The 22,778-nt window shown below is 68.4% G+C and carries 26 protein-coding genes and 1 tRNA gene; 13 read left to right on the forward strand and 14 right to left on the reverse strand.

The features are described 5' to 3' along the window. Positions 1-122 precede the first annotated feature (122 nt). Positions 123-821, forward strand: coding sequence for a DUF6585 family protein (locus tag ACFC06_RS16460; protein ID WP_375931344.1), 699 nt, complete (start codon positions 123-125; stop codon positions 819-821). 10 nt (positions 822-831) lie between these two features. Here ACFC06_RS16460 and ACFC06_RS16465 read toward each other — a convergent pair whose 3' ends face one another. Next, complete coding sequence (locus tag ACFC06_RS16465) at positions 832-1,356, reverse strand: YdcF family protein (protein ID WP_375931347.1); 525 nt, start codon at positions 1,354-1,356, stop codon at positions 832-834. A gap of 195 nt (positions 1,357-1,551) precedes the next feature. On the opposite strand from ACFC06_RS16465, the gene ACFC06_RS16470 reads away from it, so the two are divergent. After that, complete coding sequence (locus tag ACFC06_RS16470; RefSeq protein WP_375931350.1) at positions 1,552-2,874, forward strand: UDP-glucose dehydrogenase family protein; 1,323 nt, start codon at positions 1,552-1,554, stop codon at positions 2,872-2,874. Between the two features lie 193 nt (positions 2,875-3,067). Further along, on the forward strand, positions 3,068-4,309 hold the full coding sequence (locus ACFC06_RS16475) for an Hsp70 family protein (RefSeq protein ID WP_375931353.1): 1,242 nt from the start codon (positions 3,068-3,070) through the stop codon (positions 4,307-4,309). A gap of 4 nt (positions 4,310-4,313) precedes the next feature. Here ACFC06_RS16475 and ACFC06_RS16480 read toward each other — a convergent pair whose 3' ends face one another. After that, complete coding sequence (locus ACFC06_RS16480) at positions 4,314-5,588, reverse strand: YibE/F family protein (protein WP_375931356.1); 1,275 nt, start codon at positions 5,586-5,588, stop codon at positions 4,314-4,316. On the opposite strand from ACFC06_RS16480, the gene ACFC06_RS16485 reads away from it, so the two are divergent. Beyond that, entirely contained in the window at positions 5,562-6,242 is a 681-nt protein-coding gene (locus ACFC06_RS16485) for a hypothetical protein (RefSeq protein WP_375931358.1), read from the forward strand. The genes ACFC06_RS16480 and ACFC06_RS16485 overlap by 27 nt on opposite strands. A gap of 342 nt (positions 6,243-6,584) precedes the next feature. Here ACFC06_RS16485 and ACFC06_RS16490 read toward each other — a convergent pair whose 3' ends face one another. Both ACFC06_RS16490 and ACFC06_RS16495 read right to left on the reverse strand, forming a co-directional pair. After that, positions 6,585-7,832 carry a pyridoxal phosphate-dependent aminotransferase gene (locus ACFC06_RS16490; RefSeq protein WP_375931361.1) on the reverse strand — a complete coding sequence of 416 codons (1,248 nt, stop codon included), beginning with the start codon at positions 7,830-7,832 and terminating at the stop codon, positions 6,585-6,587. A 90-nt stretch (positions 7,833-7,922) separates the two neighbouring features. Beyond that, on the reverse strand, positions 7,923-9,233 hold the full coding sequence (locus ACFC06_RS16495) for a helix-turn-helix domain-containing protein (RefSeq protein WP_375931364.1): 1,311 nt from the start codon (positions 9,231-9,233) through the stop codon (positions 7,923-7,925). A gap of 149 nt (positions 9,234-9,382) precedes the next feature. On the opposite strand from ACFC06_RS16495, the gene ACFC06_RS16500 reads away from it, so the two are divergent. Further along, positions 9,383-9,889, forward strand: coding sequence for a hypothetical protein (locus ACFC06_RS16500; protein WP_375931367.1), 507 nt, complete (start codon positions 9,383-9,385; stop codon positions 9,887-9,889). On the opposite strand, the gene dcd is transcribed toward ACFC06_RS16500, so the two are convergent. From dcd to ACFC06_RS16515, 3 genes are all read right to left on the reverse strand, one after another. Further along, on the reverse strand, positions 9,808-10,407 hold the full coding sequence (dcd, locus tag ACFC06_RS16505; RefSeq protein WP_375931369.1) for a dCTP deaminase: 600 nt from the start codon (positions 10,405-10,407) through the stop codon (positions 9,808-9,810). The two genes, ACFC06_RS16500 and dcd, sit on opposite strands and share 82 nt — an antisense overlap. 53 nt (positions 10,408-10,460) lie before the next feature. Further along, on the reverse strand, positions 10,461-10,877 hold the full coding sequence (locus tag ACFC06_RS16510) for a hypothetical protein (RefSeq protein ID WP_375931372.1): 417 nt from the start codon (positions 10,875-10,877) through the stop codon (positions 10,461-10,463). A 242-nt stretch (positions 10,878-11,119) separates the two neighbouring features. Continuing rightward, entirely contained in the window at positions 11,120-11,848 is a 729-nt protein-coding gene (locus tag ACFC06_RS16515) for a helix-turn-helix domain-containing protein (protein ID WP_375931375.1), read from the reverse strand. A gap of 35 nt (positions 11,849-11,883) precedes the next feature. Here ACFC06_RS16515 and ACFC06_RS16520 point away from each other — a divergent pair, with 35 nt between their 5' ends. Both ACFC06_RS16520 and ACFC06_RS16525 read left to right on the forward strand, forming a co-directional pair. Then, positions 11,884-12,237: a DoxX family protein gene (locus ACFC06_RS16520; protein ID WP_375931378.1), complete on the forward strand. Its 354-nt coding sequence runs from the start codon at positions 11,884-11,886 to the stop codon at positions 12,235-12,237. 68 nt (positions 12,238-12,305) lie between these two features. Further along, positions 12,306-12,379 (forward strand) — tRNA-Gly (locus ACFC06_RS16525). 262 nt (positions 12,380-12,641) lie between these two features. Here ACFC06_RS16525 and ACFC06_RS16530 read toward each other — a convergent pair. Further along, on the reverse strand, positions 12,642-13,163 hold the full coding sequence (locus ACFC06_RS16530; protein WP_375931381.1) for a hypothetical protein: 522 nt from the start codon (positions 13,161-13,163) through the stop codon (positions 12,642-12,644). Positions 13,164-13,261: 98 nt separating this feature from the next. On the opposite strand from ACFC06_RS16530, the gene ACFC06_RS16535 reads away from it, so the two are divergent. Continuing rightward, positions 13,262-14,089 (forward strand): DUF4253 domain-containing protein, encoded by an 828-nt coding sequence (locus ACFC06_RS16535; RefSeq protein WP_375931384.1) that lies wholly within the window; start codon positions 13,262-13,264, stop codon positions 14,087-14,089. Positions 14,090-14,259: 170 nt separating this feature from the next. Then, positions 14,260-14,787 carry a DUF1990 family protein gene (locus tag ACFC06_RS16540; protein ID WP_375935529.1) on the forward strand — a complete coding sequence of 176 codons (528 nt, stop codon included), beginning with the start codon at positions 14,260-14,262 and terminating at the stop codon, positions 14,785-14,787. Positions 14,788-14,816: 29 nt separating this feature from the next. On the opposite strand, the gene ACFC06_RS16545 is transcribed toward ACFC06_RS16540, so the two are convergent. After that, entirely contained in the window at positions 14,817-15,314 is a 498-nt protein-coding gene (locus tag ACFC06_RS16545; protein ID WP_375931387.1) for an SRPBCC family protein, read from the reverse strand. 68 nt (positions 15,315-15,382) lie between these two features. Between ACFC06_RS16545 and ACFC06_RS16550 the strand changes: the two genes are divergently transcribed. Continuing rightward, the gene (locus tag ACFC06_RS16550; RefSeq protein ID WP_375931389.1) at positions 15,383-15,994 is read left to right on the forward strand and encodes a TetR/AcrR family transcriptional regulator; all 612 of its coding nucleotides are present in this window, start codon (positions 15,383-15,385) and stop codon (positions 15,992-15,994) included. A gap of 49 nt (positions 15,995-16,043) precedes the next feature. On the opposite strand, the gene ACFC06_RS16555 is transcribed toward ACFC06_RS16550, so the two are convergent. The 5 genes from ACFC06_RS16555 to ACFC06_RS16575 form a co-directional block, all read right to left on the reverse strand. Beyond that, positions 16,044-16,541 (reverse strand): flavin reductase family protein, encoded by a 498-nt coding sequence (locus tag ACFC06_RS16555; protein WP_375931391.1) that lies wholly within the window; start codon positions 16,539-16,541, stop codon positions 16,044-16,046. Beyond that, the gene (locus tag ACFC06_RS16560; protein WP_375931394.1) at positions 16,534-17,052 is read right to left on the reverse strand and encodes an NADPH-dependent FMN reductase; all 519 of its coding nucleotides are present in this window, start codon (positions 17,050-17,052) and stop codon (positions 16,534-16,536) included. Before ACFC06_RS16560 ends, ACFC06_RS16555 begins: the two co-directional genes overlap by 8 nt. A gap of 30 nt (positions 17,053-17,082) precedes the next feature. Then, positions 17,083-18,291 (reverse strand): SfnB family sulfur acquisition oxidoreductase, encoded by a 1,209-nt coding sequence (locus ACFC06_RS16565; RefSeq protein WP_375931397.1) that lies wholly within the window; start codon positions 18,289-18,291, stop codon positions 17,083-17,085. Next, positions 18,291-19,406, reverse strand: coding sequence for a dimethylsulfone monooxygenase SfnG (gene sfnG / locus ACFC06_RS16570; RefSeq protein WP_375931400.1), 1,116 nt, complete (start codon positions 19,404-19,406; stop codon positions 18,291-18,293). The genes ACFC06_RS16565 and sfnG overlap by 1 nt, the downstream gene beginning before the upstream one ends. 93 nt (positions 19,407-19,499) lie before the next feature. Then, on the reverse strand, positions 19,500-19,814 hold the full coding sequence (locus ACFC06_RS16575; protein WP_375931403.1) for a hypothetical protein: 315 nt from the start codon (positions 19,812-19,814) through the stop codon (positions 19,500-19,502). 113 nt (positions 19,815-19,927) lie between these two features. Here ACFC06_RS16575 and ACFC06_RS16580 point away from each other — a divergent pair, with 113 nt between their 5' ends. From ACFC06_RS16580 to ACFC06_RS16590, 3 genes are all read left to right on the forward strand, one after another. Beyond that, complete coding sequence (locus ACFC06_RS16580) at positions 19,928-20,677, forward strand: crotonase/enoyl-CoA hydratase family protein (protein ID WP_375931406.1); 750 nt, start codon at positions 19,928-19,930, stop codon at positions 20,675-20,677. Positions 20,678-20,848: 171 nt separating this feature from the next. Then, positions 20,849-21,955, forward strand: a complete 1,107-nt coding sequence (locus tag ACFC06_RS16585) for a DUF4185 domain-containing protein (protein WP_375931409.1) — start codon at positions 20,849-20,851, stop codon at positions 21,953-21,955. Positions 21,956-22,020: 65 nt separating this feature from the next. Further along, positions 22,021-22,764 carry a class I SAM-dependent methyltransferase gene (locus ACFC06_RS16590; RefSeq protein WP_375931412.1) on the forward strand — a complete coding sequence of 248 codons (744 nt, stop codon included), beginning with the start codon at positions 22,021-22,023 and terminating at the stop codon, positions 22,762-22,764. Positions 22,765-22,778 lie beyond the last annotated feature (14 nt).

The raw sequence follows: 22,778 nt of genomic DNA on the forward strand, positions 1-22,778 counted from the left end.
AACTGAACACGACCGAGTGTGCCCCGGGTTCCTGGAACCCGGGGCACACTCGTATCCACCCGGATGCCCCGGTCCGTGATACAAAGCAGCACAGGGATATTCACGAACCGGGGGGGAAGTCGATGGGGACAGAGCTGCGCGGAATCCAGAACCGCGAGAAGGTACCGGCCGAGATCGAGAAGCTCGCGCAGAGTCACCGGCTCGGCCGGCTCCGCGAGGTGTTCGGTCCGTATCAGCGCTGGGTCTTCACTCGCCTGAACGGTGCCCGCCTGTATGTGTACGAGGATGGTCTCGCCTTCACCGGCGATCACGCACCCGTCGCGTTCGCCTGGCGCTCGACCTCCGTGTGGAACTACAAGCAGACCATCAATGGCGGTATCTCCGACGACAGATGGGTCCTGGTCGGTCCCGACGACGACGCCTACTCGATCGGGCGCGGTGGCTTCGTCGGAACTCCTCGAATCGATGGCCGCCGTATCACCGGTATTCGCCGCGGCGCACCCTTCGTCTTCGAAGGGGTGTGGGGACCGGAGGTGCAAGCCGGAATCGCCCGCGCCCAGCTTCCAGCAGCCTGGGCGGACTTGCAGCGTGGGGAGATCCTGGACTTCCAGGGGATCGCGATCGGCGCGACGGAACTGCGGGTGGGTTCGACCGCGCTGCCGTGGTCCAGGCTCGAAAAGGCGGGTATCGCTCAGGGAATGCTGTGCTTCACGACGTCCGCCGGCAAGGGCGTGAGCCCGGTCGGAGTGCAGAACATCCGCAACCTCGGCCTGGTTCTGACTCTCTTCGAGGCCCTGCGCGATCTGCACCGGTCCCGATAGCTGTCGAGCCTCAGCAGTCGGCGAACCAGGCTTTGACGTAGCCCGCCGACTGGTAGGCGTAGTCCCAGGCCCAGCGGGGTGGGGAGAGGTGGGGTCGCGGGTCGACGAAAAGGAGTTCGCCGGGCCAGCATTCGCCGAGGATGTAGCGGGATCGGGAGATGTGGGGGGTGAAGGTGACCACGATGACGCGGTCCCAGTCTGCGCCGAGGCGGGCCAGTTCGCGGCCTTCGCCGAGGGTGGTGCGGGGGCTGGGGTCGAAGCAGATCACCTCGAAGCTGTAGCCGCCGTGGCAGATCCGGTTGATCATCGCGCTGTGCTCGTAGGGATTGGAGACCAGCACGCGCGGCGCGTACCCGTCGGCGGCCAGCCGCAGACCGAGTTCCTCGCGGCCGTCGTGGGCGCCGCCGAGGATCAGGATCGCGTCGGCGGGAGCGGGCGCATCGGTGCGCGGCCGCACGTACACCGGCCACAGGGCGACCACGGCGAGCGCCACCACGAGCAGCAACCCGGCCACCACGACTAGGACCCTGCGCACATCCCGATGCTAGTGAGCGGGCTCCGGCACCCGGCGCAGACACGTCCGCGCGGGCCCCGAAACGAACCACGCACATCCATCACCGCAGGTAGAAGCGCTGCGATCGGCACCCGTCGTCCCCTGTACACCAGATGTTGCACCCCCTCTCGCCTGGCTGACGCGGCGTAGCCATGCACAACGCCTACCAACAGAGTCATGCGATGCACAGTCTTCGGAACGGGCTACCTGGGGGCCACGCACGCAGCGTGCATGGCCGACCTGGGGCATGACGTGGTCGGGGTCGACGTCGATCCCGGCAAGGTGGCCAAACTGGCCGATGGAGTGGTGCCGTTCTACGAGCCGGGCCTCGAACAGGTACTGCAACGCAATCTCGCCGCGGGCAGGCTGCGCTTCACCACCGACTACGCCGACGCCGCCGACCACGCCGACGTGCACTTCCTCGGTGTCGGCACCCCGCAGAAGAAGGGCGAGTACGGCGCCGACCTGAAATACGTGCACGCCGTGGTGGATACGCTCGCGCCGCTGCTGCGACGCCCGGCGGTGATCGTCGGCAAGTCGACCGTCCCGGTGGGAACCGCAGCGGCTCTGGGCATTCGCGCGAGGCAGCAGGCCGACGTCGACGTCGAGGTCGCCTGGAATCCCGAGTTCCTGCGCGAGGGCTTCGCCGTCCAGGACACCCTGCGCCCGGACCGCCTGGTCCTGGGGCTTGACCGCACCCGCGAGCGCGCCGACTGGGTAGAACAGCAGCTCCGCGAGCTCTACGCCGACCTGATCGCCGCCGAGATCCCGTTCCTGCGCACCGACCTGGCCACCGCCGAACTGGTGAAGGTCTCCGCGAACGCCTTTCTCGCGACGAAGATCTCGTTCATCAACGCCGTCTCGGAAGTCTGCGAGGCCACCGGCGCCGATGTGACCATGCTGGCCGACGCGCTCGGCTACGACGCCCGCATCGGCCGCCGGTTCCTCAATGCCGGACTGGGTTTCGGTGGCGGCTGCCTGCCCAAGGACATCCGCGCGTTCATGGCCCGTTCGGGTGAACTCGGCGCCGACCACGCCGTGGCCTTCCTGCGCGAGGTCGACAACATCAATATGCGCCGCCGCACCAAGGTGGTCGACATGGCCGCGCGCGCCTGCGGCGGCTCGCTGCTCGGCGCGAACGTCGCGGTGCTCGGCGCGGCGTTCAAACCGGAATCCGACGACGTGCGCGACTCCCCCGCGCTGAACGTGGCGGGCATGATCCAGCTGCACGGCGCCGTGGTCACCGTCTACGACCCGAAGGCGGTGGAGAATTCGCGCCGTGTCTTCCCGACCCTGAACTACGCGACCTCCGTCGCCGAAGCCTGCGATCGGGCCGACGTGGTCCTCGTGCTGACCGAGTGGAACGAGTTCACCGCGCTGACGCCGGCCGACCTGGACCCGGTGGTCCGCTCCCGCTCGATCATCGACGGCCGCAACTGCCTGGACCGCGCCACCTGGCGCGATGCCGGGTGGGTGTACGCCGGACTCGGCACCCCGTAGAGTGGCGGTCCAAGCGGGGGCTGCCGGACGTTCGGTCCGAATACGCAGGCTCCGCATGTCGTGCAGTAGGTAGCGAGATGGGCAGCTGATGAGTGCGGTTCTGGGAGTATCGGTGGGGGCCGGCACGGTGCGCCTCGCGTGCCCTCAGCACGGCGGACAGCACACGCCCACGTTCCAGGTCCAGACCCTGACGATGCCCGAGCAGCACGCCGAGGAAGCCGCCGCCGACGCCATCGCCGCCGCACTGGCCGCCGCCCCTGAGATCGGCGCCACCACCATCACTTTCCGCAGCGATCAGCAGGCCAGGGCGATCCGCGCCTCGATGGCGCGCCGCCAGCTCACCAACTACCAGCTGGTGCCCGAAGCCGTCGCCGCCGTGCATTTCGCGCACGCCACCGCCGATATGCGCGAAGTGTCCACGCTGGCCGTCTACGACCTGGGCAGTTCCGGGCTCACGGTGAGCGTGGTGAACGCGCACACCAGCGATGTGTATCAGTGCGAGCGGATCAGCGACATCAGCGGCGACTACCTGGACTCGCTGATCCGCGAGCAGCAGATCGCCTCGGGCCGCATCGCCCACCCCGCCGATCCGGCGGGCCTGGCCGCCCTGGACGCGCTGTGCCGGGCCGCCAAGGAGCAGCTGTCCAACAGCAACGCGGTGGCGCTGCCCAGTGAGCAGGGCCTGGTGCTGCTCACGCAGGAGAACTTCGAAGCGCTGATGATGCTGGCGATCGAGTCGTCGGCGCGGATGACCCGCGACGCCATCATCCGCTCCCAGCATCCCGTGCAGGCGGTGCTGGTGATCGGCGGCGGCGCCCGTATCCCGCTGATCGCGCGGGTGCTCGAGCGCACCATCGGTGTGCCGGTGGTCGTGCCCGCCGAGCCGGAGACCGCGCTGGCCAAGGGCGCGGCGCTGCTGGCCCGGCCTGCGCAGGTCAAGCAGGCGCCCGTCGCGCCCGCGATCATCCCGGTCGACGACGAGACCGACTCCACTCCCGCCTGGCTGACCGCCCCGGCCCGGCGCCGTCCGCTCAGCGCGCTGGCCGGCCGCAGCGGCCAGAACCGCCGCGAGCTCAATGCCGCCGTGCTGACGGTGAGTTCGCTGGTGGTGGTCGCCGCGATCGGTCTCGGCCTCGGCTACGGTCCCGAGGTTCTCGAACGCGGCAACTCCAGCGACGAACCGCAGGCCGTGCCCGCCACCACCGAACCGCGCCCGACCCAGGCCGGTCCGACCACCTCGGCCGCGCCGACCTCCGATGCCGTGCACGCGACGGTCGCGGCCCCGCCCGCGCGTCAGCTCGACGACGAACCCACCGCCCCCGCACCGCCGTCGGCGGGCCCGAACACCTTCACCGTGGTGCCCGGCCTGCCGCCGGTCGTCCTGCCGACCCTGCCGCCGGTGGTCCTGCCCGGCTTCCCCCCGCCGGGCCAGTAACCGCTCAGTGGCGCGCGTGCCGGGCGCGCTGCGGCGCGACCTCGGCCTGCTTGCCGCCGAACGGGCGGGCCAGCAGCACCGCGATACCGGTGGTCAGCGGCACCGACAGGGCCAGCGCGATACCACCGACCGCCGAGCGCGCGATCTCGATGGCGACCGCGTCACCGGTGAGCACATCGGTGATCGAGCGTCCCGCCACGCTGAACAGCAGCAGCAGCGGCAGCGCGCCACCGGCGTAGGCGAGCACCAGGGTGTAGACGGTGCTGGCGATGTGGTCGCGCCCCACCCGCATGGCCGCGGTGAACACCTCTCGCCGCGAGGCGCCTTCGTCGAGCGCGGCGAGTTCGAAGGCCGCCGAGGCCTGGGTGATGGTCACGTCGTTGAGCACACCGAGCGAGCCGATGATGAACCCGGCCAGCAGCAGCCCGGTGATGCTGACGTGCTGGATGTAGGTGGCCACATTGGTGTTCTGTTCCTCCGACAACCCCGTGAGATGGGTGATCTCGAGGGTGAGCCAGGACAGCGCGGCCGCCACCAGCATGGACGCGAGCGTGCCGAGCAACGCCGAACTGGTGCGCAGGTTCACCCCGTGCGCCAGGTACAGCACCACGTAGAGGATCAGCGCGCCCGAGACCAGCGCGACCGGGATGGCCGGTTTGCCGTCGAGCAGGGCGGGCAGCAGGAAGATCACCACCACGCCGAAGGCGAAGCAGAGCCCGACCAGCGCCCGGAAGCCGCGCCAGCGCGCGACGACGCAGATCACCACCACGAAGGCCAGCACGATCAGCGTGAGCGGCAGGCCGCGCGAGTAGTCCTCGAAGGCGTACATGGTGGTGCCGCTGGGGTCTTCGGCCCGCACGATCCGGATCTCGTCGCCGGCGCGCAGGTCCGGCTGCCCCGGCCCCGGCGCGATCTCGAACAGCGTCTTGCTGCCCTTGTCCGGCCCCGACCGGATCTCGATGATGCTGCGCTGGCACTCGTAGGCGGCGGTCCGCGGCGGCACCGGTGTCTCGGCGAACACCTTGCCCAGCGAGGGGCTGCCGCACGGCCCGATGTCCTGTAGCACCACGGTCCCGGCCTCGGTCTCCACCGCGCCGCCGGACACCGTCTGCATGGGCAGCGGGATCTCCACGTTCTGCGCGCTGGGCCACAGCACCACCGTGGCGATCAACACGACCACCCCGATGAAGGCCAGTAACCCGACGACGACCTTCGCGGCCGTGGCGCCGATGGCAATCGGCCCGGAATCGTGATGGTGGTGGTGATGATGATCGCTCACCCCGAAAACCTTAAGGGATGTCGTTTTCAACAACCCAGCGATGACACCCCGGTGCGGGCGATGTTGTCGGCGGCACGCGATATTGTTTCGCGAGAGTTGTTCTGGTTGAACCAGACTTGGATCGAACGGGTGGGAATCATCGTGAAACGAAGTGTGTTCGTCGTGGCCGCGGTATCGGCGGCGGTAGTGCTCAGCGGCTGTGACGATACGACGAAGACGGGCTCGGCGCCGACGCCGTCGTCCACACTGGCCGCGCCGGTCGTGCCGTCGCTGCCGGATCTGCCGCTGCTGAACCGTCAGGCGGGCAACGGCGAGGTCGTCCAGCAGGACGGCCTGACCGGGGCGGGCTCCCTGGATATCGACAACGGCAACGACGTCGACTGCGCCATCGTGGTCACCAACGGCGACCCGAAGTCGCCGCAGGCCACGATCTACGTGCGCGCCAACTCGAAGGCCACCCTGACCGGCATCGAGGGCACGTACTACGTGTACATGAAGTCCGGCGAGGACTGGGACCAGGCCACCCTGTCCTTCACCCGCGACCAGCAGTTCTCGAAGTTCGACGACGCCTTCGACGGTGACTCGGACTGGGAGATCACCCTCCAGAAGTCCATCGGCGGCAACGCCAGCACCAGCGACGTCCCCGCCTTCTGACGCGGACCCGCGAAAACACAGAACTCCCCGCGCCGGTGGCGCGGGGAGTTCTCGTTGGTGGGGGCGGCGGAGAGCAGGGGGATGTCTCCGCCGCCCGCAGGCAGGCGCCCAGGGGGGTAGGCGCGCGTACCTGAGGCTCTCGGTTGTCCAGGGGGGGTAGACAACCGGGCCGGGCGCCGTAGCGCCGAGGACTACTGTACACAAAAGTTGGACTTTTGCACTAGTAAGTCTTCAAAACCTTGAGAATTCCGAACCCGGAGTCTGTTTTGGCTGATCTAACAGGACGTCGACCCTGCCGGAACCCCGGAGAACTCACAGGTCAAGACCCTGACAGGTGAGCTCTCACTGTCGGTAGCTCGACAGGAAGTTGCCGAACCGCTCGATCGCCACCGACAGATCCCTGGCCCACGGCAGGGTCACGATCCGCAGATGGTCGGTGTCGGGCCAGTTGAACCCGGTGCCCTGCACCATCAGGATCTTCTCCTGCAGCAGCAGATCCAGCACCAGCTTCGCGTCGTCGTGGATCTCGTGGACGTTCGGATCCAGCCGGGGGAAGGCGTAGAGCGCGCCGCGTGGCTTCACACACGACACACCCGGAATCATGTTCAGCTTCTCGTAGGCCACATCGCGCTGCTCGAGCAGCCTGCCGCCGGGCAGGATCAGATCGTCGATGCTCTGATACCCACCCAGCGCCACTTGAATCGCGTGCTGAGCGGGAACATTGGGACACAGCCGGGTGGAGGCCAGCAGATCGATGCCCTCGAGGAAGCCCGCCGCGTGATCCTTGGGGCCGGTGATGGCCAGCCAGCCCGAGCGGTACCCGGCCACCCGGTAGGCCTTGGACAGGCCGTTGAAGGTCAGGCACAGCAGGTCGGGGGCCAGCGAGGCCAGCGAGATGTGCTTGGCGTCGTCGTAGAGGATCTTGTCGTAGATCTCGTCGGCCAGCAGCAGCAGCCGGTGCTTGCGCGCCAGGTCGACGAGCTGCTGGAGCACCTCCGCCGAGTAGACCGCACCCGTCGGGTTGTTCGGGTTGATCACCAGCAGCGCCTTGGTCTTGTCGGTGATCTTGGCTTCGATGTCGGCGACGTCGGGCTGCCAGCCGTTGGTCTCGTCGCACAGGTAGTGCACCGGCGTGCCGCCCGCGAGGCTGGTCATGGCCGTCCACAGCGGGTAGTCCGGCGCGGGGATGAGCACCTCGTCACCGTTGTCCAGCAGCGCCTGCATGGTGATGGTGATCAGCTCGGAGACGCCGTTGCCCAGGTAGATGTCGTCCACGTCGAGCTCGGGGAAGCCCGGCACCAGCTCGTAGCGGGTGACGATCGCGCGCCGCGCCGACAGGATGCCCTTGGACTCGGAGTAGCCCTGGGCAACCGGCAGGGCCGCGATCATGTCGCGCATGATCACGTCGGGCGCCTCGAAACCGAAGGGCGCCGGGTTGCCGATATTGAGTTTGAGGATGCGGTGTCCCTCGGCCTCGAGCCGTGCCGCGTGCGCGTGTACCGGCCCACGGATCTCGTAGAGCACGTTCTGCAGCTTGGTCGACTGCTCGAGAACGCGCGGCGGCACATGCGGCGATTGACTAGGGGTCACTCGTCCATGGTAAGAGCGCTTCCGCGGCCCCGGGCTCCCGGCCGGGCTCCGGCGCGGTGCGCGCCGTATTCAGCTGTCGCGTCGCCGTGGCTACGGGCGCCGCGGTGGCGCGGCCGTCGCGATGCAGAATTCCTCGATGCGTTCGTCCAGGCCACGCGCCTCGACGGCGTCGCGGTAGGTGGGCGCGGCGATGCGGCGGCGCAGCCCGGTGAGCCGCTCGCCGAGCTGGGCGATCCGGCGGTCCTCGGGCAGGTCGAGCACCGGCCGCAGCGCCGCGGCCGCACCGTCGATGCTGCCGTTGACCAGATGGGCGGCGGCGTTGTCGACCCGGGCCAGCGATTCGGCCCCGTAGGAACGCTGCAGCGGCGGCCCGCTGGTGTAGAGACCGATGGCCCGTTCGGTGGCCGCCAGGGCCTGCTCGGCGCGGCCGAGCTGGATGCAGGTGGCACCGGCGTAGTAGGCGGCCTTGGCCGGGCCGAATCCGAACACCCCGCCGATCTCGTCGTGCAGTTCGTCGCGCCGGTCACTGACGGCCGACTCGGCCGCGCGCAGGCAGCGATCGGAATCGGTGTCGCTGCCCAGCCGCGCCCACACCCTGGCCTCGATATTGAGCAGCCGGACCCGCGCCAGCCCCGGCGCGGCGAATTCCTGCCCGCTCCTGGCCAATTGGACCGCGTTGCGCGGCCGGTCCGACCAGTTCTCGATCAGCGCGTGCATCCCGCGGGTCCACGCGCGCAACCCGTTGTGCCCGCTCAGTTCCGCGTAAGCCCATGCGGCCCTGATCTGTTCGCCCGCCGCGTCGAGATAACCGAGGTCGGTGCTCGCGTTCGCCAACAGTCCCGACAGGGTGCCCGCCAGTAAATACAGATGACTGGTGTCGACCGGCTTCTGCTGCCCGTCGAGTAGTCGGTACACCCGCCGCCGCACCCGCAGCATCTCCATCATCATGGGTGCCGGTGCCGCATGGACGTATTCGTTGGCGATGCGGCGCACGTCGGCATCGAGCTGGGCCAACGTGGTCGCACCGACATTGGTGCTCTCCGCGGCAGCCGCGTGCTCGCTGGCCTCGTGCGCAGCCGCCATGATCAACTCCTTCTCCGACATCACTTCGGGCACAGCACCTTTGACCGCACCGGCGTCGACGAAGGCGAGCAGGTCGGCGTCGGCGCCCGCGGGCGCCAGCAGGGTCGAGAAACGTGCGCGCACAACGTCGTCGGAACGAGCCAGCGACGTGTCCAGCGCTGCCTGGTTCACCGGCCGTGGCCGCACCCGCGACCCGCCGGCCTCCCATTTGGACACCAGGCGTTCGTGCACGCCGAGATGAGCTGCGAACTCCCGGATGCTCATTCGCTTCGCATCGCGGAGAGCTCGAGCCTCTCTGCCTGTCCACTCCCCTACCACGGCGTCACCTCATTTGACGGACAACTTTCTCCAGAGTACGAGCGAGACAGTGAGACACGCCACAAGTTCACGTAATCGGTTGCCTGAGGCAGTGAAAGGGCGGTGCGGGGCAGTGGTCGCGCGCGGGCCCGCGCGCGCATGCTGGAAGCGTGGAAGCCAGGACTGTCGATGACTGGGTGAGCTGCTACCAGCGCGAATTCGGGCTACCCGTGCGCGAGCGTGGCGGCTTCGTGATGTTGCCGATCACCGACCGGCTCTGCGTGGTGCATCTGCCCACCGCGCGCGCCGAGAAGGTGTTCGCGGTGCTGCGTGAGCAGCGCAAGGAGGGCGCGGTGCTCGCGCGCCAGATCCGCTGGAGCCTGCTGGCCGAACCGGATGCCAGGCCCACCCCCGAGGTGGCCGCCGAACTGTCCGGTGTCGATATCGACATCCCCGGTATCGGCAGCGCGGTCATGCTGCCGACCAGCCTGGGCCGGTGGAGCCGCGAGGGCTGTCACTGGGTGCGCCCACCCACCCGCGACGATGTGGCGCCGCCGCTGTCGCTGGTGCTGCGGATCGCGCTGGAAGTCGGCCCTCAGCGGGTCTCGACGGCGCTGACCGAGGCGTCGGGCAGGGGGAAGTTGAGGTACGAGCGCGACGGCGTCGGCCCGCGCTGACCCTGGTATTTCGACCCGGCCGCGGCGCTGCCGTAGGGGTGCTCGGCCGGGCTGCTCAGCCGGATCAGGCACAGCTGCCCGATCTTCATCCCTGGCCACAGCGTGATCGGCAGGTTCGCCACGTTCGACAGCTCGAGGGTGATGTGCCCGCTGAACCCCGGGTCGATGAACCCCGCCGTCGAATGCGTGAGCAGCCCGAGCCGCCCCAGGCTCGACTTGCCCTCCAGCCGCCCGGCCAGGTCGTCGGGCAGGGTGCACACCTCGAGCGTGGACCCGAGCACGAACTCGCCCGGGTGCAGCACGAACGGCTCGCCCGGCTTCGGCTCGACCAGGCTGGTCAGCTCGTCCTGCTGCAGCGCCGGATCGATATGGGTGTAGCGACTGTTGTCGAACACCCGGAACAGCCCGTCGAGGCGCACGTCGATGCTCGACGGCTGGACCATCGACTCGAGCATCGGTTCCACGCCGAGCCGCCCCGCGGCGATCTCGGCCCTGATGTCACGATCGGAGAGCAGCACCGGCCCAGTGTAGGCAGCCCGATCCCGCAGGTAGCCCCACCCCCCGAGCCCGGCTACCCGCCGGCGGTCGTGGTCGGTGCGGGCGCCGAGCTCTCCGGGTCGTCACCGCCGCCGTGGTTGGGATTGGTGCAGATCGTCCCCTCACACGGCACCCACGTCCCGTCCCCGTTCGGATTCGGCATCATGCTCGTCGGCGTCGGGTCCCCGCCACCGTGGTTCGGGTTCGTGCAGATCGTCCCCTCACACGGCACCCATGTCCCGTCACCATTCGGATTGGGCATCATGCTCTGCGTCGGCTGCGGCGTGTGCTGATGCCCCGGCTCCCCGTGCCCTTCGTCGTGGTCGTCCATGGTGGTCGTCACCGCGGCGGTCGTGGTTGTCGTGGTCTTGCTGGTGGTCGTGGTGGTGTCGGTATCCGACCCGGAGTCATCCGAACACCCCGCCCCCACAACAGCCAGCGCCGCGATCACCGAAACGAACAGAACCCGCTTCATCCAGTCAGCCTTTCCTCACCCGGCCGACGACCCAGCAGACACCGAGCCGACCACGCGAACCGGAAACCTGTCACGCCACCCACAGGCAGCCCTACCGAGCACCCGCACCACCACGTCGATCGATGGGTGCGGGACCCGCTTTCGCACTGTAAGGCGCATTCGCCGTTTCACCCGGCCGCACGCGCCGCGCGACCGGCACCGATCCCCGACGCGCCCGCTCAGCGCACTATCGACGACGGCGTCCGACCCGCCAGCTCACGCGCCGTCCTCGCGAGATGCGCCTGATCCGCGAACTCCGCGCCAGCGGCCGCCGCGGCGACCGTGCCGGTGGGCAGGGCAAGAGCGGCCTGTCGTAGCCGCTCCCAACGACGCAGCCGGGCGAGCGGCACCCCCACCTGTGCCCGCACCAGATTCCGCAACCGCGGCGCCGACAACCCCACCGAATCAGCGAGCCCGGCCAGCGACGACGCCGCGCCCAACCGCTCGATCGCCCGCACCACCCGTTCATCGACCGCATCGGCCGCACCGCACTGTCGCACCACCTCGGTCCGCAACGCCGGCAGATCGGGGTCGTCGGCGAGATCGGCGCCCATCGCGAGCGCGTCGAGCAACCGTCGCTTGTCGCCCGTCGACAGCACGAGCGGCTCCCGGCGCGCAGCCAGCAGATGCGCGTCGATCGACACCCGCACGAACCCACCCGGCACCCGGCACGCATGCGGCCACTGCGGCGGAACGAGCATCGCGCCCGCGAAGCACCGTCGCCGCGTCCCGAGGAACTCGACCGCCGACGTGCCGACCGGCAGGATCAGCTTCCACGCCGGATGCCGATGCGCCGCAACCATTCCCGCACCCGTCCCGGCGACGAGCACCGTCGACGAGCCACACGCGAAAACCGTCCGGCGATCGTTTCGTTCAAGCCGCCACAGCTGCACCGGCGCCATGCTCATCCCCGCACGCTATCGCTCCCACCCGAGGACCAACGATGTTCGCGACCTACCTCACCCTGACCATCCTCACCGCCCTGTTCACCGGAACCGGCTGCTGGATGAACTACACACGCCACCCGATCCCGGTCGCCGCCGCCGACCAGATCGGCATCCCCCACTCCTGGATGCTCCCCCTGGGCACCCTCCTCGGCGCCGCCACCCTCGGCCTGCTCGCCGGCCTGGCCATCCCACCCCTCGGCACAGTCACCGCCACCGCCCTCGTCCTCTACTTCCTCGGCGCCATCCTCGCCCACCTGCGAGTCCACGACCACGCCCTCGCCGCCCCCACAGCCTCCCTGGCCCTCTCCACAGCCACCCTCACCACCACGATCCTCTACCACCACACCTGACCGACCCGAAGAATTGACCAGCACACGAGCCGGTCTGATAGAGTCGCGATCGCGCTCGATGAACGCACGCCGATGTAGTTCAATGGTAGAACTTCTGCTTCCCAAGCAGACAGCGCGGGTTCGATTCCCGTCATCGGCTCCACGACACAACCCCCAGGTCATCCTGGGGGTTGTGTCGTTTCTGTTGCTCTTGTCGGGGCACTCAGGCGGGGCCCGCGTGTCCCCCGGGCGTCTCGGTAGTCCTTCGCCATCTGCGAAAGATCGTCGGCGATGCGACGTTCGGCATGATCGGTTGCCCTCTGGTAGATCAGCGCGGCCCGCATATCGTCGTGGCCCATCCGCGACATCAGATCGGCTGCCGGTGGAGTCGGGAGCGACATCGCGGGAGAAGTGAACGGCAGGCTCTAGTCGCAGTCCAACCCACCCCAGAAGAAGAAGAGATCTTTGCCAGCCGCTCTGGCTCGGTTCGCCCACCCGGTTTCCTGGTCGACCTCATCCCAATCCAGATCACCGCTGTCTGGGTCGATGGGGGCGGCACCACCTTCTGCCAGCCACTCATCCAGATGCTCGGATGCGCGCTCCTTACTCCAGATGCCACAGCCAGATGACTCAGGTACGGGCAACCAGTCTTCGAAAGCCCAGTCGTAGAAGAGATCTGTGATGTCGGGGTCGTCACCGAAGGAAAATTCCACAGAGTCGATGTTCTCGCCACCCAGGTGCACGCAGAAGAACTCCATGGCTGCGGTGTAATCGTCCGCGTCGTCCTCGGTGAACGGTCCACCATCGACAATCGCTCGGAATATCTCCGGGGCGATCCCACCGCCGCCGGCGTCGAGGACCTGGCTCAAAAGTGCGTCGTCCTTGGCTCCGATCACCGCCTCGAGCCGAGCCATATCACCGAGATAGACCTCCATCACATATGCCACGAAGACGAACACTAACGCCTCGCCGAACAACGTTCAGCCTCGATTCGGCGCACCGCACCTCCTCAGCGGGCGACAGTCGTGTGTGGTTGGATCCGGTCATGTCCAATGCGCTGGCGGCAGCCGAATTTCGACCTGACTCGGTTGCGGTTTCGCCCGTTGATGTGGTGGTCGGGGACGAAGATCCGACCGCTTTGTTCTCCACACTCGGGGTCGAATTGCCGCTGCTGACACGAGCGGCCAGGACGGTCGATGGCGGCACGGTGTGGGCGTGTGAGGTCGAACCGGGATATCCCGCAACCGATTTGTGGCAGCGTGTGCGGGCGGTCTACGAGCACACAGGACTATGGCCCGTACTACTGGGAATCATCGATGCAAGTTTGAGCGCTCCAGGCGACCAACAGATCGCCGTCGCCGCTGAACAGGATGGACGAGCGTGGCTCGAACATGCCAGAGCCGAGGGGCCGCGCGACGAAGAGGGACCATGCGGCGATGACGACCCGATTCTCGAGAGTACGTACGTTCTGACCGAGGAAGATCGAGATAACGAGGGATTCGACTGGGCTAACGCGTGGATCGCCGTCGACGAATATCCGGAAGCCCATCGATTGGCGCTGGTTCCTGCGCCGCATCCGTGGCTGGTGCCGCATCTGTTGCACTGGAGCGGCGCACGCGATTTCGATCTCAACGGCACCGACCACGCAACGATGTTGCGCAGGTGGGCAGGACATTGGGGCGCGGAGCTGCTCGCGTTGAGGGAGTACGACTTGGTGGTGCGGGTAGGTAACCCGCCCCAAGCCGACAACGAAGCACTCACTGTCGCCGTGGAACAATTTCTGTACGCCCCCAATACGGTCTACAAGGCCTGGGGCAGCCTCGACGAACTCAAAATGCGTGTGCCCAAGCCGCTATGGATATTCCTGTGGTAACCGAACCGGCCGCTCACCAGACGCATCCGGCGCTCCTGTGCACAGCATTCGCCTGCTTCCCAAGCAGACAGCGCGGGTTCGATTCCCGTCATCGCCTCACACCGAAAGCCCCCAGGTCGATTCTGGGGGCTTTCGACGTTTCGAGCACTCCGACTAGTGTCGGGTCGGTGCTGGACAATCCGCCGCTCACCTACAACAGGCCCGGGGTCACCGCGCCCGCCGAAGGCGACTGGACCGCCGATCTCCCCGGGTATCGACGGTTCAGTGTGACGATTCCGCTCGGCCACGGCGAGGAATTGTGGCAGCGGGTCAGGGTGGACGTGCTGGATTGGGAGATCAAGCAGCGCAGCGGTTTTCGGGTCGAAGCCGCAGACGGTTCGGGCTCGGTTGCCGCACGGGAAGGTGGGCGCTATCGGATCGTCGCGCGTGTCGGACCACTGCGCGTCGTCGAACCCGCGCTCGTCGTCGCCGTGGTCGATACTCCCGACCGCTGCGGATTCGCCTACGGCACCCTGGTCGGGCATCCGGTTTCGGGTGAGGAGGCGTTCATCGTGCACCGTGATTCCGATGGCGGAGTCCACCTGACGCTTCGGTCCGTGACCGCGGCGGCACCGCACGGGCTGTGGCGTAAGGCTTTTCCGGTCTTGCTGCTCGCTCAGCGCTGTTACCGCCGCCGATACCTGCGCGCCTTGCGCTGACACTCTTTCGCGCCGAGGAGCGGCGGCGATCAGTTGCGGAAGACTCGCTCGCTGATCGCGTGGAGCAGCTTCACGTACCAACTCCAGCGGGCCGGCCTGGCAACGGTGCCGGTGAGATCACGCTCGGCCTTGTCGAGGCTGTCCTCTAGGCAGGCGTCATGGAGCCAGCGGAACGCCAACGGCCAGGTGAGGCGGGCGGGGCCGATGGGCTGGATGGCCAGGGTGTGCCGGAGGGCGATGGTGCCGTCGGGGCCGGGGTGGACGGTGAACTCGTGGAAGCCGTCGAAACCACGCGGGCCGGTGAAACCGAACCGGACCCACTCGCCGGGCACGTAGTGCTGCACCGTGTACCGCACCGGCCCGTGGCCGCCGACCGCGCCCACGCCGAGTGGCCGGTCGAACTCCATCGGCGGCCACTCCCCGGTCGGCCACAGCCGGTCGTCGGGCCCGGCGAGCGAGTCGATCAACGCCCCCGCTTCCGCCGCGGAAACCGGCAACCACCTCGTATGAACGTTGACGACACCCATCGACCGACTCCTCCGGCTCATTTTAGAGACAACCCTCTAAAACAGAATTAGAGCATAATCTCCAATTCATGGGAAGACCTGCCAAGCACGACAGAGATCAGCTCCTCGACGCGGCCGCCGCCCTGGTCGCGGGATCGGGCCCGGCCGCGGCCACCATGTCGGCGGTCGCCAAGGCGGTCGGCGCACCGAGCGGCTCGGTCTACCACCGCTTCCCCGACCGCGCCTCGCTCCTGTCGGCCCTGTGGCTACGCAGCCTGACCCGCTTCCACACGGGCCTGCACGAGGTCCTCCGCGAAGAACCACCGCGAGCAGCCGCCCGCGCGGCAGCCGCCTACGTGGTGACCTGGTCCCGCGACAACCTCACCGACGCCGCTGTCCTCCTGGCAGGCGCCAGAGAACTGGGCGAACACGACTGGCCCCCGACTGCCCGCGAAGCAACCGACCAGACCAACACCGCGATCATGACCGCCATCACCGACCTGGCCCACCGCCTCGGCGCCCGAACCCCCACCGAGGTCGACCGGGTTGTCCTGGCCATAGTCGACATCCCCTACACCCTGGTCCGCCGCCACCTCCGCACCGAAGGCACCATCCCCACCCACGCCCCCGAACTCGCCGCGGAAGCCGCAGAAGCCCTCCTCCCGCCCACGGTGCTCACCGACGATCACAGCAACCGATAGGCGTACCACCGCGGCGCTCCGCCCACGGAGGGGCGAGGTTCACTCTCGATCAGCCCGCGTGCAACGTGCGGAACTTGCTCGCGTGGAAGACCAGCGGATCGACATCCTCGCGCGCCGCGACGCGGTGAACACGCAGGATGACCACGATGTGATCGCCTGCGGGAACGTGGGTTTCGGGTACGCCCTCGATCCAGGCGGTGGCCCCGTCGATGAAGACCGCCTCGCCGGTGCCGCGGTGCAGATCCGTCTCGCGGAAGCGGTCGCCGTTGCGGGCGCCGAGGGCCTTGGCGGCGGCCTGCTGGTCGGTGCCGAGCAGGCTCAGGCCGAGGTGGCCCGCGCCGGCCAGCTTGGGCCAGGTCGACGACGAGTTCTGCACGCAGAACGAGACCAGGGGCGGGTCGAGGGAGACGGGCACGAAGGTGCTCACCGCCAGACCGTGTGGGGTGCCGTCGATATCGGCGCACACCGCGACCACTCCGCTGGGGAAGTTGGCGAAGGCGCGGCGCAGGCCGTTACCGTCGGCGGGAAAGTCCAAGAGCTCACGCATGATTCGTCGCTTCCACGGGTAGATCGGTGAGGGCGGCGACGACCGGTGCCCAGCGCTGCGCGTAGGCCTCGATGACGCCGTCCTCGGCGTAGGTGCGGTCGGCGAGGTAGAGGCCGGGCAGCGCCGCGGTCCCGCCGATCTCCACCAGCACCGGCTTGAGCAGCAGGTCGGGCGCGAGGGCGTGGGCGGGGCCCGCGCCGAGCATCACCGGCACGGTGACCACGCCCGCCAGCCCGGTGCCGCCCTCGAACTGTTCGAGGAACAGCTTGAGCAGCCCGGTGTAGGTGGCCTTGAAGGTCGGGCTGGCGAAGACCACCAGCTCCGAGCCGGCGACGGTGCCCGCGGCGGCGGACACCGCGGGATCACCCCAGCCCAGCAGCCCGGGCCCGAGCGTGACCAGGTCGATGACCTGCGGTTCCACGCCCGGTCGCAGCGCCTGCGCGACCCGCACGGCCGCATCCAGGGTGCGCGAGGCCGGCTTCGGATTTCCGACGACGACGGTGACTGTCACAGGAATGTCCTTCTCTCGATTCGGTGCTGCTCAGATGACGCCGTGCAGCGGCGGCGGCCGATCGTGCAGCACGGCCCGTCCGATGTGCTGGTACTTCCAGCGCACCGGATCGTGCAGGGTGTGGGTGCGCGCGTTGCGCCAGAAGTGGTCGAGGCGGTGCGTGGCCGCGGCACTGCGCGTCCCACCCACCTCGAAGACCGCCGCGGACACCTCGTTGGCGGCCCGATCGGCGAGAACCTTGGCGGTGGCGACCGCGATCGAAGCCTGCCCGACGGCGGCCTCGACACGCACGGCCTCATCCACGGCAGCGCCCGCGACCGTCAGCGTCGCCTCCGCAGCCGCGACAGCCACGCCCAGCTCCCCGAAGCGTTGCACGACCAGCGGGTCGTCGACAGCCCGCGTCACCTCGGCCTCGAACCACGGACGCGCCTGCGTCCGAACGAATTCCGCCGCCGCGTCGAGCGCACCGCGCGCGATGCCCGTATCGATGGCCGCGTGCAGCAATTGCGCGAACGCCCCGTATCCGGTCGGCACAGCCACCGCGGCCGCGCGCGCGACCAGGAACGCGGGGTCGACACCGACCGACTCGAACGCCACGGTCCCGCTTCCGGTTGTCCGCTGCCCCAACGCATCCCAGTCGTCGACGATGCGCACACCGGGCTGCGCGGCGGCCACGAAGGCCACGTACTCACCCGGCGCCAGACCCGAAACACCCTGCGGATCATCGAGTCTGGTCAGCACGGCCAGTAGATCGGCGAACAGCGAACCGGTGCAATAGAACTTCGTTCCGTCGACGACGAACCGCCCCTCGACCGGCCGCAGCACGGTCCCGATCTCGGCGACCGTCGCCCCACCTCGCTCGGACTGCGCGTTGGCGATCCGCGCACCGGCCAGCACCCGCGTGAAGATCTCGTGTCGCAGCGCGGGAGATCCCGCCAGCCGCAACAGATTCAGATATACGAAGTGGCTGTGCGGGATCTGGGCGATATTCGGATCGGCCGCGGCGAGAATCCGCACCACCTCGGCCACCACGCTCGGCGCCAGCTCGGCCCCACCGAACGCGGCGGGCACCGTGATCGCCAGCAGCCCGCTCGCCGAGAGCCGGTCCAGCTCCTGGTGCGGGAGCCTGCGCGCGTGATCACGCTCGGCCGCGCCCTGGCGGAACTCCTCGGCCAGTTCGGTGGCGATGGCCAATGCCTGTGCGGCCGTGGTGATCCGCTCGGCGGTCACCACCGTCATCAGCGGCCCGCGGCGACCGGGGTCGCCGCGGCCTCCAGCTCACGCACGAGCGGCAGCACCTTGGCCCCGAAGTACTCGATCTCCTCCTGGAAGTGCAGGAAACCGGCCAGGATCAGGTCGACGCCGAGCGCCCGGTAGGCCACGATGCGCTCGGCGATCTGCTCGGGTGTGCCGATCAGGCCGGTGCGGAAACCGTCGTTGTACTGGACCAGATCCTCGAAGGTCGAGTCGGCCCACATCCCCTTGCGGTCGGCCGTCGACGCACCCGCCTGCTGCACGGCACTCCGGAATCCTTCCACCGCGGGCTTGTTCGCCTTGTCGACGATCTCGCGCAGGGTGTCGCGGGCTTCCTTCTCGGTGTCGCGGGCGATGATGAAGCCGTTGAGCCCGAACTTCACCTCGCGGTCGTTGGCCCTGGCCACCTCGCGCAGGTCGTCGAGTTGCTCGGTGACGCCGTCGAAGTCCTTGCCGTTGGAGAAGTACCAGTCGGCGTAGCGGCCACCGTTGCGGCGCGCGGCCGAGGAGTTACCCCCTTGGAATAGTTCGGGATTCGGCCGTTCCGGGGTGTTCAGCGGCTTGGGCTTGAGCGTGAAGTCGCGGATGCGGTAGAAGTCGCCGCCGTAGTTCACCGCGTCCTCGGTCCAGATCTTGCGGATCACCTCGAGGAACTCGGCGCTGCGCCGGTAGCGCTCGTCGTGTTCGAGCCACGGCTCACCGAGGGCCTGGAACTCCCCGGCGAACCAGCCGGAGACCACATTGATGGCGAACCGGCCACCGGAGAGGTGATCGGCGGTGGCGCCGAACTTGGCCAGCACCGCCGGATGCCACAGGCCCGGGTGCACGGCGGCGATCACCTTGAGCCGCTCGGTCGCCCCGAGCAGCGCCAGGCTGAACGAGGTCGACTCGTGCTGGAACTCCGCCCCGTAGGAGGCGGTGTAGCGCACCTGGGACAGCGCGTAGTCGAAGCCGTTGCGCTCCGCGGTCTGCGCCAGTTTCTTGTTGTACTCGAAGTCCCAGCTGGTGCGCTGCTCGATATCGCTGGTCACCAGGCCACCACTGACATTGGGGACCCAGTAGGCGAACGAGAGCTGATCGGCGATTCTCTCCGTGGTCATGGCGGCTCCTCCTCGTCGTGGGCGTTACCAGTGCAACACCGGCGCCATGGCCCGACGAGGGTTTGAATCGGCGCGATCGATACGCGCGCGGATTCAGCCGCCCAGCTGCACGCAGTCCGCGGCGATCTTGGACTGGGCCGCGCTGACCTTGGCGGTGTCGTCTTCGCTGAGCAGCTCGGCCGGGTCACCGGCCTGCTCGTCGGAGACCATCACCCGCAGCCCGTCCTGCGACATCCCGGACGCGAGGAAGACCTCCGCCGCGCAGTCGGCCAGCGCCGGATTCTTCAACCCCTTGTCCTGCAACGACTTCGACAGCTCCGCCTGGGTCACCGCCGGAGCATCGTCGCTTCCGCACGCTGCCAGCAGCGGCATCGCGAGCAATGCCGCGGCGACAATACAGATCCGCACTCTCGGGTCCTCTCGATCCACGCGCATCGGCCAATGCGCGGTGCGTGTGGATCATGCCGCACCGTCGTCCGGAGTGCCAGACCACACAACTGACTCGTGAGTAAGATAGCGCCATGGGAGACCACATCGACGTGCGCTTCGACAGCGAGCGCGCATATATCGCCTTGAACCGGCCCAGCAAACACAACGGGCTCACGCTGGAAATGCTGCGCGACCTCGTGGCGGCGGCGCGAGAAGTCGCCCGGCACAAAGATATCCGGGCGGTCGTCGTCACCGGAAACGGCCCGAGTTTCTGCAGCGGACTCGACATCGCCGCGGCCACCCGCAATCCATTGGCAATCGTCACCGAATTCCTGCCCCGCCCGTTGCGCGGCACCAATACCTTCCAGGAAGCCTGCTGGGCCTGGCGCCGCCTGGACGTGCCGGTGATCGCCGCGGTGCACGGCCGCTGCTACGGCGGCGGTCTGCAACTCGCCCTGGCCGCCGATTTCCGCATCGCGACCCCTGACGCCGAGTTCACCGTGATGGAGGGCGTGCACGGCCTGATTCCGGACATGTCGGGCACGGCCACATTGTCGCAGCTCATCGGCATCGACCAGGCCATGCTGCTGACCATGACCGCCGACCCCGTCGACGCCGCCTACGCCCACCGCGTCGGCCTGGTCACCGAGCTCGCCGACGACCCGCTCGCCGCCGCCGAGGCGCTCGCCGACCGCATCGCCGCCCGCGATCAGCGCGCCGTGGCCGCCGCCAAACGCCTCTTCGACCGCTCCTGGCAACGGAATTCCCGCGCCGCCTTCGCCGCCGAACGCGCGGCCCAGTTGCCATTGTTGCTGCGTAAGGCACTTCCGCGCAGCGACTGATAAGCTACCGCCGATTTCTCGAGCTCGACTCACAAAGTCGATGTACCCCACATTCCACTGATCGCCTGTTAGCATCGCTGCGATTCGCCAACCAGTCGAAATGTGGTACGCGGCACAGGCATGCTCGCGGCGTGCCGGGATTTCGGCGCGACCCGGAGGCTGTCGACGATCGTGATCAAGACCGGTTCCATCCTGCTGTCGGCGCTCGCGGGCGCGACAGTCCTGCTGGTGAGCGGGGCGACCCCCGCCGTGGCGAATCCCAACGCGATCAACCCGATCCCGGTGCTCAACGGCACCCACGGCCTGCCCGTCCTGCACGGACGCACCCAGGCCGTGTTCCAGGTGACCGGCATGGCCAGCCCCAACAACACCCAGAACTACAACGTGCTCGGCACCGACCTGGGCATCATGTGGGACAACGGCCGCGGCGAGATGCTCACCGCCTTCGGCGACACCGCCGGCATCGGGTTCCCCAACCTGCTCGCGGGCAGCACCTGGGCGTGGCGCTCCAACATCCTGGTCCGCAGCCGCAGCCAGAACCCGGCCAACGGCGTGTACTTCGACAGCGTGGTGCGCGATGTCGTCGGCCAGGCGCGCGACCTGATCCCCAGCCCGAAGATCCCGTTCCTGGAGATCAGCCGCATCCCCACCGCGGGCATCTCGGCCAACGGCGTGCAGTACCTGTCGATGATGTCGGTGAAGACCTGGGACGCCCCCGGCGAGTGGACCACCAGCTTCTCCGGCCTGGCCGCCTCCGCCGACAACGGCGAGAACTGGGCCGATCTCGGCCACACCCGCCGCCCCGACGAGGGCGGCAACGCCAACTTCCAGATGAACGCCTTCCTGAAGGACGGCGGTTTCGTCTACGAGTACGGCACCCGCTCCGGCCGCAACAACGATGCCTTCCTCGCCCGCGTGCCCGAGGCCGAGATCGAGAACCTCGCCGCCTACGAGTACTGGGACGGCGGCGGCTGGAAGCTCAACGACGTGAACGCCGCGGCCCCGATCATGGGCGGCGTCGGCGAGCTGTCGGTGATGTACAACGAGTACCTCGGCCAGTTCGTCTCGCTGACCACCGACCCGTTCAACTCCGTGGTCATGCGCCGCGCCTCTTCCCCGCAGGGCCCGTGGAGCGCGCCGGAGGTCCTCATCGACGCCCGCGAACTCCCCACCGCCTACGCCCCGTCGATCTTCCCGTACCAAACCGGCCGCGACCTCTACTTCATGACGACCATCCACTCCCAGTACAACGTCGTCTTGATGCGCACCCAGCTCTGAGAATCCCCGGCACCTGGCACCATGGTGTCGCAAGCACATGGGTAACTCACCGGGGACGGGCTGACATGACAACAGAGCAACCGCCGGCCGCGTCGACTGCCGGTGACGGGCCCGAGTCCGGCCAGAAGTCGCGGGGAGGCGGACCAGCGGAGTGGGACGCGCGTTATTCGCGCAGTGAATTGGTGTGGGGCGCACCGCCGAACAGCGTGGTCGTCGAGCACGTCTACGGCCTCGACCGGCGCGTCCCCCTGCTCCCCGACGGACCCGACGGCACCGCGCCGGAACTGCCCCGCGCCCTCGACCTGGCCTGCGGCGAGGGCAGGCACGCGCTGTGGCTGGCCACGCACGGCTGGCAGGTCACCGCGGTCGACTTCTCCCAGGTCGGCATCGACAAGGGCCGCACCGTGGCCGCCCGGCTCTCGCGCTCGGTCCGCAACCGCGTGCACTGGCAGACCGCCGACATCACCGAACTCGCCGCCGCGGGCATCACCGGCCCGTTCGAGCTGGTCCTGATGGTCTTCGTCCACCTGCCCGCCGACCAGCGCGGCGCCCTGCTGCGCGAACTCGCAGGCATGCTGTCCCCCGGCGGCATGCTGTTGGTCCTCGGCCACGACACCCGCAATCTCACCAACGGCTACGGCGGCCCCCAGGACCCTGCCATCCTGTTCACCCCCGAGGACATCCGCGCCGAACTCGACCGCGACGACGTCACCATCCGCATCGCCGACACGGTCCTGCGCCCCACCGAGGGCCCCGACGCCATCGACGCGCTGGTCGTCGCCGAGCGTCCGCTCCCCGGCCAGGAGTGAATTCGCGGCCGCCA

This window comes from Nocardia sp. NPDC056064 (genome assembly GCF_042266925.1).
Lineage (GTDB): Bacteria > Actinomycetota > Actinomycetes > Mycobacteriales > Mycobacteriaceae > Nocardia.

What these genes read in the sequence shown, in the direction of transcription:
- sfnG (WP_375931400.1), bottom strand. Translation starts at nt 19,406, where the DNA reads ATGACCACGGAGAGAATCGCCGATCAGCTCTCGTTCGCCTACTGGGTC.
- ACFC06_RS16470 (WP_375931350.1), top strand. Translation starts at nt 1,552, where the DNA reads ATGCGATGCACAGTCTTCGGAACGGGCTACCTGGGGGCCACGCACGCA.
- ACFC06_RS16555 (WP_375931391.1), bottom strand. Translation starts at nt 16,541, where the DNA reads ATGCGTGAGCTCTTGGACTTTCCCGCCGACGGTAACGGCCTGCGCCGC.
- ACFC06_RS16590 (WP_375931412.1), top strand. Translation starts at nt 22,021, where the DNA reads ATGACAACAGAGCAACCGCCGGCCGCGTCGACTGCCGGTGACGGGCCC.
- ACFC06_RS16475 (WP_375931353.1), top strand. Translation starts at nt 3,068, where the DNA reads ATGCCCGAGCAGCACGCCGAGGAAGCCGCCGCCGACGCCATCGCCGCC.
- ACFC06_RS16545 (WP_375931387.1), bottom strand. Translation starts at nt 15,314, where the DNA reads ATGGGTGTCGTCAACGTTCATACGAGGTGGTTGCCGGTTTCCGCGGCG.
- ACFC06_RS16550 (WP_375931389.1), top strand. Translation starts at nt 15,383, where the DNA reads ATGGGAAGACCTGCCAAGCACGACAGAGATCAGCTCCTCGACGCGGCC.
- ACFC06_RS16460 (WP_375931344.1), top strand. Translation starts at nt 123, where the DNA reads ATGGGGACAGAGCTGCGCGGAATCCAGAACCGCGAGAAGGTACCGGCC.
- ACFC06_RS16515 (WP_375931375.1), bottom strand. Translation starts at nt 11,848, where the DNA reads ATGAGCATGGCGCCGGTGCAGCTGTGGCGGCTTGAACGAAACGATCGC.
- ACFC06_RS16520 (WP_375931378.1), top strand. Translation starts at nt 11,884, where the DNA reads ATGTTCGCGACCTACCTCACCCTGACCATCCTCACCGCCCTGTTCACC.
- ACFC06_RS16580 (WP_375931406.1), top strand. Translation starts at nt 19,928, where the DNA reads ATGGGAGACCACATCGACGTGCGCTTCGACAGCGAGCGCGCATATATC.
- ACFC06_RS16535 (WP_375931384.1), top strand. Translation starts at nt 13,262, where the DNA reads ATGTCCAATGCGCTGGCGGCAGCCGAATTTCGACCTGACTCGGTTGCG.
- ACFC06_RS16565 (WP_375931397.1), bottom strand. Translation starts at nt 18,291, where the DNA reads ATGACGGTGGTGACCGCCGAGCGGATCACCACGGCCGCACAGGCATTG.
- ACFC06_RS16485 (WP_375931358.1), top strand. Translation starts at nt 5,562, where the DNA reads ATGGTGGTGGTGATGATGATCGCTCACCCCGAAAACCTTAAGGGATGT.